Source organism: Klebsiella sp. BIGb0399 (genome assembly GCF_003752615.1).
In the GTDB taxonomy this organism is placed as follows: Bacteria; Pseudomonadota; Gammaproteobacteria; order Enterobacterales; family Enterobacteriaceae; genus Klebsiella; species Klebsiella lignicola.
This window is the reverse complement of record NZ_RKHT01000005.1, coordinates 2,194,083-2,204,141: the sequence shown is the minus strand read 5'-3', so window position 1 is coordinate 2,204,141 and position 10,059 is coordinate 2,194,083. Positions and strand designations below refer to the sequence as shown.

Genomic DNA, 10,059 nt, shown 5'->3' with positions numbered 1-10,059 from the left:
TGATAGGTCGGGTGTGTAAGCGTAGCGATACGTTGAGCTAACCGATACTAATGAACCGTGAGGCTTAACCTTACAACGCCAAAGCTGTTTTGGTGGACGAGAGAATATTTTCAGCCTGATACAGATTAATTGGGGTGCTTTTTTGAGCATCCTGATAACAGAATTTGCCTGGCGGCGATAGCGCGGTGGTCCCACCTGACCCCATGCCGAACTCAGAAGTGAAACGCCGTAGCGCCGATGGTAGTGTGGGGTCTCCCCATGTGAGAGTAGGGAACTGCCAGGCATCAAATCAACAAGAAAACCTCATGCGAAAGCATGGGGTTTTTTTGTTTATCTGTTGTTTGTCGGTGAGCACTCTCCTGAGCAGGACAACATCGTCGGGAACGATGTTGAACAGCCTTCGGCTGGCCCCGAAGGGGTGAGTATCAGGATGATACGAATACAAATTCGTCGGGAACGAATTTGAACGTTGCGCAGCAACGGCCCGGAGGGTGGCGGGCAGGAAAGCCCGCCATAAACTGCCAGGCATCAAATAAAGCAAAGGGCTCAGTCGAAAGACTGGGCCTTTTGTTTTTTCTGCGTTTTATTCCCACGAAAGTCTCCATTCATCATAAAACCGCGCGGGAGCCACCCTTCCCGACAACATAAAAGCCTGCTGTCAGCGCCTCCTCACCATATTTCACTTTATCCCAGGCCATGTTTTAGCGTTAATCCCGAAAACCAGATGACGGGAAAAAATGTGAATTCATTCACATATAATTAAATAACAATTATATAACATTTGGTTTACTAATTGATTTGTCTTAGTGACGTGGAACGCCCAGACAGATTGCAGTCCTTGCTGGAGCAGAATAACAATGGCAGAAAGTAGTCTTAACGAACGAGGCTCGCTGGAGCACAGCGACACTCGTCGTCGCATATGGGCAATTGTCGGTGCATCATCGGGTAATCTGGTTGAATGGTTTGATTTTTATGTCTACTCATTCTGCTCTCTCTATTTTGCACACATCTTTTTTCCTTCCGGAAACACAACCACCCAGCTATTACAAACCGCCGGGGTTTTTGCTGCAGGCTTCCTGATGCGCCCCATTGGCGGGTGGCTGTTCGGACGTATCGCTGACCGCCGTGGTCGTAAAGCCTCAATGCTCATTTCCGTTTGCATGATGTGTGCGGGATCGTTGGTCATTGCCTGTTTACCCGGCTACGAAACCATCGGCACCTGGGCTCCGGCACTGTTACTCGTCGCGCGCCTGTTTCAGGGGATCTCCGTCGGAGGGGAATACGGGACCAGCGCAACCTACATGAGTGAGGTCGCTGTCGAAGGTAAAAAAGGCTTCTACGCATCATTCCAGTACGTCACGCTGATCGGCGGACAGTTACTGGCCGTACTTGTGGTCGTGGCCTTACAACAAATTCTCAACGACGAACAACTGCATGCATGGGGATGGCGAATTCCATTTGCGCTAGGGGCTGTGCTCGCCGTCGTCGCCTTATGGCTGCGTCGTCAGCTGGATGAAACCTCTAAGCAAGAGACTCGTGCGTTAAAAGAGGCGGGTTCTTTCAAAGGGCTATGGCGCAACCGCAAAGCCTTTATGATGGTACTGGGCTTTACCGCTGCAGGGTCGTTAATTTTTTATACCTTTACGACCTATATGCAGAAATATCTGGTCAATACGGCAGGGATGAGCGCCAGTACCGCAAGCGTAATCATGACCGCGGCACTGTTTGTCTACATGCTGGCACAACCGCTGTTCGGGGCGCTGTCGGATAAAATTGGTCGTCGGACATCAATGATCTGCTTTAGCGCATTAGCAACGCTCTTTACGGTACCGATTTTGAGCGCCTTACAGAATGTGACCTCACCTTATGCTGCATTTGCGCTGGTGATCTGCGCGTTGATGATTGTGAGTTTTTATACTTCGATCAGCGGTATTCTGAAAGCGGAGATGTTCCCGGCGCAGGTCCGTGCGTTAGGGGTCGGCCTGTCCTATGCGGTGGCGAATGCGTTGTTTGGCGGTTCCGCTGAGTACGTTGCGTTGTCGCTGAAATCAGTGGGGATTGAACACGTCTTCTACTGGTACGTCACCGTGATGTGCGCCATCGCGCTGCTGGTCTCTCTGATGCTGCACCGTAAAGGCAAAGGGCTGAGACTCTAGGTATTACTGATGCGCCAGTTGCCACACGGCGTAGCCCGTCGTGGCACCGGCGACATCCCATGCGAAGTCTTTCCAGCTCCAGCCGCTTCCTGCCGGGCGGCTGTCCCACAGCTCTTTCGATGCCCCCAGACTGAGGGAAAACATAAAGCCAATTGCCGCACTGCGGTCGCGGCTGTAACCCTGATGCTGGGCATACTCATTCCCGGCAGCCGAGAGCATCGCCGACGCAATAAAGTGCTGAGCTTTATCCTGGCCGCGCCACGAATCGTTGGCCATATGGCTGCAACCGGTGAGCAGCAATGGGGCAAGAAGGATGATATTACGCATACACATTCCAGAAAAAAGCCCCGGCAATGCGGGGCAGATGTTCAGAGAATACGGCTGATCAGTCGATCAATACGAATACGCCTCAGGCGGCGAATCAGTTTTCGCACTTTGACCGGATAATCGGCGATGCTTTGCAGATCGCGATAGTGTTTAACGATGGTCGTATGCTCGCGGATCAGATGCAGCTCTTTTTCGCGCATCGCGCCCAGCTGTTGCTGCGGATCGTGAATGAGGATGGCATTTTCCAGATCCAGGCGCCAGGCACGCGGATTGAGGTTATTACCGGTCAACAACATCCACTCATCATCAACCCACATCCCTTTCAGGTGGTAGCTGTTGTCCTCATCCTTCCACAGTCGCACCACCAACTGGTCCGTATTGACATAATACTGCAGGCGGCTCAGAAAACGGCGGAGGTTAATTTCATACAGATACGGGAGCGCCCCGATAATCTTAAACGGCTGATCTTCCGGAATATAGAAGTCATTCGCCGTTTTATCGCCAACGATAATCTCGACTTTCTTGCCGCTACGCAGCAGCTGGATGATATTACGCACCAGCAGCGCGGGAAGGTTGAAGTAGGGAGTGCAGATAGTCAGCTTATGCTCAGCGCAGGGCATAAGGTGGAAAATGGTTTTGTTCAGCAGGCTCGATTTGCCGAGGCCAACCAGCGGCGTGACCGACAGCCGATCGTCATCAGCATTGCCGACAAAATGGTAGCTGCTGTCACGCAGGTCCTGGCGATACTGACGGATCTCATTCTTGATTTCCGGGCTTTTCGGGCGGCTGGCGCTGTCGAGACGGTTAACCCCACGACCCTGAACCAGGTTGTGATCGACCCAGTCGAACATCACATCCGCCATTTTGGCGTTGCGAATACACTGGTAACGATCGTAACGATATTTATCGTGCTGGTGCAGATAGACATCGTTCAGACTTGCGCCGCTGTAGAGGACGCAATCATCGATGATAAAACCTTTATAGTGGAGCACACCCAAGGCTTCTCGGGTATTGACCGGCACGCCATAGACCGGGACATTGACGCCAGGATTTTCCTGCGCCATACGACAGTACCAGTCAGCATTGGTATTTGCCGCAGCGGCGCCGATACGCCCGCGTTGGGCGCGGTGCCAGTCAACCAGAATGCGTACATCTAACTCCGGACGCTGGCGTTTGGCGTCGTACAGTGCCTGCAGAATTCCTTTGCCGCCATCATCCTGCTCGAGATAGAGCGCAATAATACAAATACGCTGGGTGGCGTGGGCTATCTTTGCCAGTAACGCCTGACGAAAATCCGCAGGCGCGTAATAGAACTCGATATCATCAACTGACTGAGAAAGCTTAGGGAGTTGGGCAAGGTGTTGTTGATGTTTATTACGCTTAAATTTTGACAACATCACAGTGCGTTTCTTCTCTGTTTATTGAAGGGTCTTCTGTACCATGCAGACGACGTAAGCGGGCAATAATAACATTACTGTTCGCGAATGTGGTCAACAATTGCGGCCGCCAGTTTATGATTATTGCGGTGTAAATTGTAGGGATAAACTGACAATCCCATCTTCCAGCTGAATATCAACCGTGAACCCCAGCTTTCTGGCCAGGCCAATCATGCCTTTGTTATTTGGCATGGTGATACCATTTAACCGCTGCAGGCCGTGGCTCTGCGTATAGGTAATCAGTTTCTCCAGCAACCGCCGGCCAAGCCCCAGGCCTTTCAGGTCGGAACGGACCAGCACGGCAAATTCCGCATCAATATTATCAGGATCGGAAATGGCTCTTGTTACGCCGAGAATTTCATTCCCCTGGGCGGTGGTGCGCACGGCAACAAACGCCATTTCTCGATCGTAGTCGATCTGCGTCATATTGGCTAAGTCATCGTGGGTAAATTCATTGATTTCGCTGAAATAGCGATAATACAGATCCTCTTTCGTTACCTGAGCGATGAACGCCATCAGCAGCGGTTCATCTTCCGGCAGAATAGGGCGGAACAGGCAGCGCTCGCCATTTTTCATCACCACCCACTCTTCTTGCTGTTGAGGATAGGGGCGGATAGCCAGCCGGCTTTCGCTGTCGCCGCTAAACGGAGCAAGGCCTAGCGTGACGTCGAGCGCCGTGAATTCGTTCCCCGAGGCCAGCAGCGGATGAATGTCCAGCCGCTGGATCTCCGGGCAATCAACGATCAGATTCGACACCTGGACCAGCAGCTGGCTCAAACCGGAGACATCCAGCGGACGTAGCGCGCTGCGGCCACGGATCTTCTTACTTTTGATCGCCTGGATCACCAGATAGCGGGCAAGGTTCATATTGAGCGGTGGCAGAGCCACGGCGGCCTGATCTTCCGCCCGCCATTCGACACCACCTTCACCCAGCATAATCAGTGGGCCAAAAACCGGATCGTGCTCAACGACGACGCGTAGTTCCTGCGCCCCGGCACGGTTGGCCATACTTTGCACCAGCAAACCGTGAATACGCGCCTGTGGCCAGGCCATTTTTACGCGGTCAAAAATGGCGTCTGCCGCCCGTTGGACTTCGGTGGCCGTTCGCAAATAGAGCATGACGCCCTGCACTTCAGATTTATGCGGAATATCCGGCGAGCGGAGCTTCAGGGCCACCGGATAACCAATTTGTTCGGCGATGTGTACCGCTTCGGCACTGTCGGCGGCGATCCAGGTGGGTAGCGTATGGATGCCATACGCATGTAACACCGGGCTGACCTCATGGGTATCCAGCGAATGAGCCCCCTCGTTAATCGCCTGCTGCAACAGCACATGGGCTTGTTCAGTATTCGCCGTCACCATATCTGATAGCACCGGCGTCTCTCGCAGCTGTTTCTGGTTACGCCGGTATTCCACCATATGCATAAACGCGGTAATGGTCCCTTCCGGAGTACGGTAGGTTGGCAGACCGGCATCGCTAAACAGACGACGAGCTTCCTGGGATGAGTATTCGCCACACCAGTTCGTCAGTACCGTGACATATTTCCCGCGCGGATGCTGCTTCAGCGCATCAATCAGCGCCAGGGCGCTTTCCGTTCCCGGCGCGGCGGCGCTGGGAGAGTGGATCACCAACAGAGCGTCATAGTCATGACTATCCAGCAGAACGTTCAGCGCCTTGAGGTAATGTTCACTGCTGGCATCGTCACGCAGATCCAGCGGGTTAGCGATGCCGATACCGGCTGGCAGGGCCTGGCGCAGCTGGTTGCAGGTTTCATCGCTGAGGGTGGTCAGCTTGCCGTTGCGTAGCCATAGCTCGTCCAGCGCCAGCGCCGCCGGGGCCGCACCGTTGCTGATGATCATCAGCTTTTCACCGCGCAGAGGACGCATATGACTGAGGGTTTCAACTGCGGAGAAGAGCTCATGAGTATCCTGCACGCGCAGCAGGCCCGCGCGTTGAATCGCAGCGTCCCAGGCCGGATCCATACCGGAATTGACGTGCAGCAGCTGTTGCGCCGCCGGGCTACGGCCGCTTTTGATCACCAGAATCGGTTTATTACGTGATGCGCTGCGTGCGGCGGAAACAAAGCTCCGGGCATCGCTCAGGTGTTCAAGATAGAGAAGAATAGCGCTGGTTTTACTGTCGCGGGCCAGAAAATCGAGAAGATCGTCTACGTCGATATCCAGGCTATCCCCGAGGGCAATAAAGTAAGAGAAGCCCATCTCACGCTGCTGTGCCCAGTCGAGAATGGTATTCGACACCGACGCCGACTGAGAGATAAAGGCCAGTTTGCCACGATGAATCGGAACCGGAGAAAAGCTGGCATTCAGCCCCTGCCACGGGGCGAGTAGCCCGAGACTATTGGGGCCAAGCAGGCGCATTTGATAGCGGGTCGCGCATTCAAGCAGCGCAGGGTACTGATCCGGCGGGGAGGAGAGAATAATGCAGGTTTTACACCCTTTTTGCCCCAATGCTTCGAGCAGAGAAAGATTGCGTCGGGCATTGGTACAGAGCACCGCAAGGTCCGGAGTAAACGGCAGGCTGTCGATTGTCGGCCATGCCAGCACGCCCTGAACGGCTTTCCAGGCGGGCGTAACGGGCAGTACCGGGCCGTTAAATCCACCGGCCAGCAGGTTGCGCATCATCAGATAACCGGCACGCTGCGGTTTCATTGACGCGCCAATAACGGCAATCGACTTCGGACGCAGCAGCGCTTCCAGGCCTTTTTGGCTCATACCGGTCTCCTTTGATCCCCAGTGACCGAATGATTTTAAACGCTTTCTGCTATTTGTGCTGTGATACTGCCCTTATGCTGGGTTTTTCCCGCCAGGTAGCGAGAGCGGAACAGACTAAAATGATCGCCAAGTGCGCGGGCGGCTTTTCGGTCGTCGGCAAGATCCAGCAGCGCAATGGCCACTTCGGCGGTGCAGTACTGCCCCTCGGCATGCGCCTCTCGCAGGTGATAGGCCGAAAGACGTGAGAGATCGACGGAGATGACCGGCAGCGCGTCGAGGTACGGACTCTTACGGAACATTTTCCGCGCTTCCGTCCAGGTTCCGTCGAGCATAATAAACAGCGGCGGTTTACCTTCCGGCGGTGCGCTCAGCACCTGGCGTTCAGCTCCCGCATAAGAGGCCGGGAAAACGACCATCGGCTGGTAATTCGGATCGGCGACGGCATCGAGCAGCGCCTGCGGTGGTTCCGTTCGCGACCATTGAAAAGCGGTGGTGTCCGGCAGGATGTCGGCAATCAGCCGCCCGGTATTGCTGGGCTTCATTGGCTCGGTATCAAACATCACCAGACAGAAGCGGCTGGTGGCTGCAGCCGGTGTCAGCGTGGCGCACAGGCACTGCTTCAGCGGCAGCAAACAGCGCTGGCAGCGGTGAATACGGTTACCACGAGCGAGAAAAGGCCGGGTCGCGCGAGCGAGGCGTTCGGCGCGAAGACGAAGAACGGCGTTGTCCATCATAAAGGGTCGCTAAGAAAAAACGCCATTGTCGCAGAGGTAAAAAGGGGGCACAAGCGGTGCCCCGGCAGGTTTACTGTTGGTTGGCTTCGTTCAGCCAACTGTCGAACGGCGCTTTTGGTACTGCACCGTTCAGCATGTCGATGACTTCGCCATTTTTAAACATCATAATGGTCGGGATACTGCGGATGCGGAAACGCGCGCTGAGCTCGCGTTCAGCTTCGGTATTGACTTTAACGAAACGCATCTTACCGCTACGCTCTTCCGCAACGTCTTCGAAGATGGGGGCAAAATTACGGCAAGGGCCGCACCATGGCGCCCAGAAATCAACGACAACGGGTAGATCGTCCTTTAGTAGTTTATCCAACGTTGCCCCGGTCGCGTTGATCACATCGCCGTCAAAAAGATCGTGGCCGCAGCGTCCGCACTTCGCGCCATCGGCGCTACGTTGCTCGGGGATGCGGTTCAGAGCCTGACAACTGGCACAAACGGTATTCATAACTAACCTCTGGTTATGGGTTGCAGCGTGGCACGTGGCCGATTTGTTTCTGTAATGTTACATATTATTGATTAGCGACGAGTAAACAACAACGCGTTTTGTTCGATGAGTACAATAGACCCTATCTTTTAAACGAAATAATGGCGCGGCGGTGACACATCGGGTAATCTGCGCGCTTCGCGCAGCGCAGGTGGAGAAAATTGATGAGCGACGAACTGAAAAATAAAAGCGGCAAGGTCAAAGTGATGTATGTCCGCAGTGATGATGATTCTGACAGACGCACCCATAACCCGCGTACCGGGAAAGGGGGAGGGCGCCCAGGAAAATCTCGTGTTGACGGCCGTAGCCGCCCTGCCCGCGATGAGCGAAACAGCCGCGGTGATGACCGCAAACGTGACGATCGTAAACGTGATGATTTCGATCGCGACGGTGGTTCTCCATGGCGTACCGTTTCGCGTGCGCCGAATGATGACGCGCCGGCCAAACCGGATCACGGTGGGATCAGCGGCAAAAGCTTTATCGATCCGGAAGTGCTGCGTCGTCAGCGCGCGGAAGAGACCCGCGTTTACGGCGAAAATGCCTGTCAGGCCCTGTTCCAGAGCCGTCCGGATGCGATCGTTCGCGCCTGGTTTATCCAGAGCGTGACCCCGCGTTTCAAAGAAGCACTGCGCTGGATGGCGGCGAATCGCAAAGCCTATCATGTGGTTGATGAAGCCGAACTGGCGAAAGCCTCCGGTACCGAACACCACGGTGGGGTATGCTTCCTGATCAAGAAACGCAACGGGACCTCCGTGGCGCAGTGGGTTGCTAAAGCCGATGCCGAAGATTGCGTGCTGGCGCTGGAAGATGTTGGCAACCCGCACAACCTCGGGGCTATCATGCGTAGCTGCGCGCATTTCGGCGTGAAAGGCGTGGTCGTACAGGATGCCGGCATGCTGGAATCCGGTGCGGCGATCCGTACCGCAGAAGGTGGCGCGGAACACGTTGAACCGATTACCGGTGACAGCTTCCTCGATACCCTGGAACAGTTCCGTAAAGCGGGCTATGCCATTGTGTCGACCTCCAGCCATAACGGCACGCCGCTGCACAAAGCTGAGCTGCCGAAGAAAATGGTACTGGCGTTAGGTCAGGAGCGTGATGGTCTGTCCGATGCGGCGATTTCCAGCGCGGATCTTAACGTGGCTATCGAAGGCACCGGCAATGTCGAAAGCCTGAACGTCTCTGTCGCAACCGGCGTATTGCTCGCTGAATGGTGGCGCCAGAACAAGGCCTGATCGCTGAGTTGATCTAAAAAAATGCCAGCGGAATGCTGGCATTTTTGTCTCTGCAGGACGCCGACGGGGCTATTGCTGGTCGGCGGGTAACACCGGCATCCAGTCGATGGGCGACTCGCCGCGCTCGGCCAGCCACTGGTTCGCCTGAACAAAATGATTACTGCCAAAGAAGCCGCGATGGGCGGAAAGCGGTGAAGGATGCGGCGCCTTCAGTACGCAATGGCGCTGGCGATCGATAATCGCTCCTTTCTTTTGCGCGTGTGCGCCCCACAGTAAAAACACCACCCCTTCACGATGTTCATTGATCAGCGAAATCACCTTATCGGTAAAGGTCTCCCAGCCAAGGCTGGCATGAGAATGGGCCTGTCCCGCCCGTACCGTCAGGACGGTATTGAGCAACAGCACGCCTTGCCGCGCCCAGCTTTCCAGATAGCCGTGCGCAGGGCGGCTGAAGCCAGGGATGGTTCCTTCCAGCTCTTTATACATGTTTAACAGCGAAGGGGGCGTCGCGATACCCGGCAGTACCGAGAAGGCCAGGCCATGCGCCTGGCCGGGCCCGTGGTAAGGATCCTGCCCCAGGATCACCACTTTGACATTGCCAAGTTCGGTATAACGAAAGGCATTGAAGACATCTTTTTGCGGCGGGTAAATCGTCATCCCCGACTGGCGTTCTTCGGCGACGGTTTTCAGGGTATTCACAAAATAGGGCTGCTGCTTCTCTTCCACCAGCACGTCGTGCCAGGTTAATGGGGTCGTCATTCTGCTCTCCTGCAAAGTGTCATCGCTATAGCTTAACTGCTTCTTTCTGCATAACAAAATCTGCAGGCTGCGGCTGACGTTTTGCATGCAAAAATAATTGAAAATTTACAAAATTATTTTGAATTAGCTATGGCGTAACTTGAT

At 54.7% G+C, this 10,059-nt stretch carries 8 protein-coding genes and 1 rRNA gene; 3 read left to right on the top strand and 6 right to left on the bottom strand.

Features of this window, described 5'->3' with window-relative positions:
- Positions 1-167 precede the first annotated feature (167 nt).
- Positions 168-283, top strand: a 5S ribosomal RNA gene (gene rrf, locus EDF82_RS10635).
- A gap of 574 nt (positions 284-857) precedes the next feature.
- Positions 858-2,156, top strand: coding sequence for an MFS transporter (locus EDF82_RS10630; protein WP_123755429.1), 1,299 nt, complete (start codon positions 858-860; stop codon positions 2,154-2,156).
- A gap of 3 nt (positions 2,157-2,159) precedes the next feature.
- Here EDF82_RS10630 and EDF82_RS10625 read toward each other — a convergent pair whose 3' ends face one another.
- The 5 genes from EDF82_RS10625 to trxC form a co-directional block, all read right to left on the bottom strand.
- Positions 2,160-2,483, bottom strand: coding sequence for a YfiM family lipoprotein (locus EDF82_RS10625; RefSeq protein WP_123755428.1), 324 nt, complete (start codon positions 2,481-2,483; stop codon positions 2,160-2,162).
- Positions 2,484-2,524: 41 nt separating this feature from the next.
- Entirely contained in the window at positions 2,525-3,880 is a 1,356-nt protein-coding gene (gene pssA, locus EDF82_RS10620) for a CDP-diacylglycerol--serine O-phosphatidyltransferase (RefSeq protein ID WP_123755427.1), read from the bottom strand.
- Between the two features lie 120 nt (positions 3,881-4,000).
- Complete coding sequence (gene pat, locus EDF82_RS10615) at positions 4,001-6,652, bottom strand: protein lysine acetyltransferase (RefSeq protein ID WP_123755426.1); 2,652 nt, start codon at positions 6,650-6,652, stop codon at positions 4,001-4,003.
- Positions 6,653-6,687: 35 nt separating this feature from the next.
- Positions 6,688-7,386 carry a tRNA-uridine aminocarboxypropyltransferase gene (locus EDF82_RS10610; RefSeq protein WP_123755425.1) on the bottom strand — a complete coding sequence of 233 codons (699 nt, stop codon included), beginning with the start codon at positions 7,384-7,386 and terminating at the stop codon, positions 6,688-6,690.
- Positions 7,387-7,456: 70 nt separating this feature from the next.
- A complete protein-coding gene (trxC, locus tag EDF82_RS10605) occupies positions 7,457-7,882 on the bottom strand; it encodes a thioredoxin TrxC (protein ID WP_123755424.1) in 426 nt (141 codons plus the stop codon).
- A 203-nt stretch (positions 7,883-8,085) separates the two neighbouring features.
- Here trxC and EDF82_RS10600 point away from each other — a divergent pair, with 203 nt between their 5' ends.
- Positions 8,086-9,156 carry a tRNA/rRNA methyltransferase gene (locus tag EDF82_RS10600; protein WP_123755423.1) on the top strand — a complete coding sequence of 357 codons (1,071 nt, stop codon included), beginning with the start codon at positions 8,086-8,088 and terminating at the stop codon, positions 9,154-9,156.
- A gap of 69 nt (positions 9,157-9,225) precedes the next feature.
- Here EDF82_RS10600 and ung read toward each other — a convergent pair whose 3' ends face one another.
- The gene (ung, locus tag EDF82_RS10595; RefSeq protein WP_123755422.1) at positions 9,226-9,915 is read right to left on the bottom strand and encodes a uracil-DNA glycosylase; all 690 of its coding nucleotides are present in this window, start codon (positions 9,913-9,915) and stop codon (positions 9,226-9,228) included.
- Positions 9,916-10,059: the final 144 nt, after the last annotated feature.

Coding starts and splice junctions, on each gene's coding strand:
- ung (WP_123755422.1), bottom strand. CDS start 9,915: ATGACGACCCCATTAACCTGGCACGACGTGCTGGTGGAAGAGAAGCAG.
- pat (WP_123755426.1), bottom strand. CDS start 6,652: ATGAGCCAAAAAGGCCTGGAAGCGCTGCTGCGTCCGAAGTCGATTGCC.
- EDF82_RS10610 (WP_123755425.1), bottom strand. CDS start 7,386: ATGATGGACAACGCCGTTCTTCGTCTTCGCGCCGAACGCCTCGCTCGC.
- EDF82_RS10630 (WP_123755429.1), top strand. CDS start 858: ATGGCAGAAAGTAGTCTTAACGAACGAGGCTCGCTGGAGCACAGCGAC.
- trxC (WP_123755424.1), bottom strand. CDS start 7,882: ATGAATACCGTTTGTGCCAGTTGTCAGGCTCTGAACCGCATCCCCGAG.
- EDF82_RS10625 (WP_123755428.1), bottom strand. CDS start 2,483: ATGCGTAATATCATCCTTCTTGCCCCATTGCTGCTCACCGGTTGCAGC.
- pssA (WP_123755427.1), bottom strand. CDS start 3,880: ATGTTGTCAAAATTTAAGCGTAATAAACATCAACAACACCTTGCCCAA.
- EDF82_RS10600 (WP_123755423.1), top strand. CDS start 8,086: ATGAGCGACGAACTGAAAAATAAAAGCGGCAAGGTCAAAGTGATGTAT.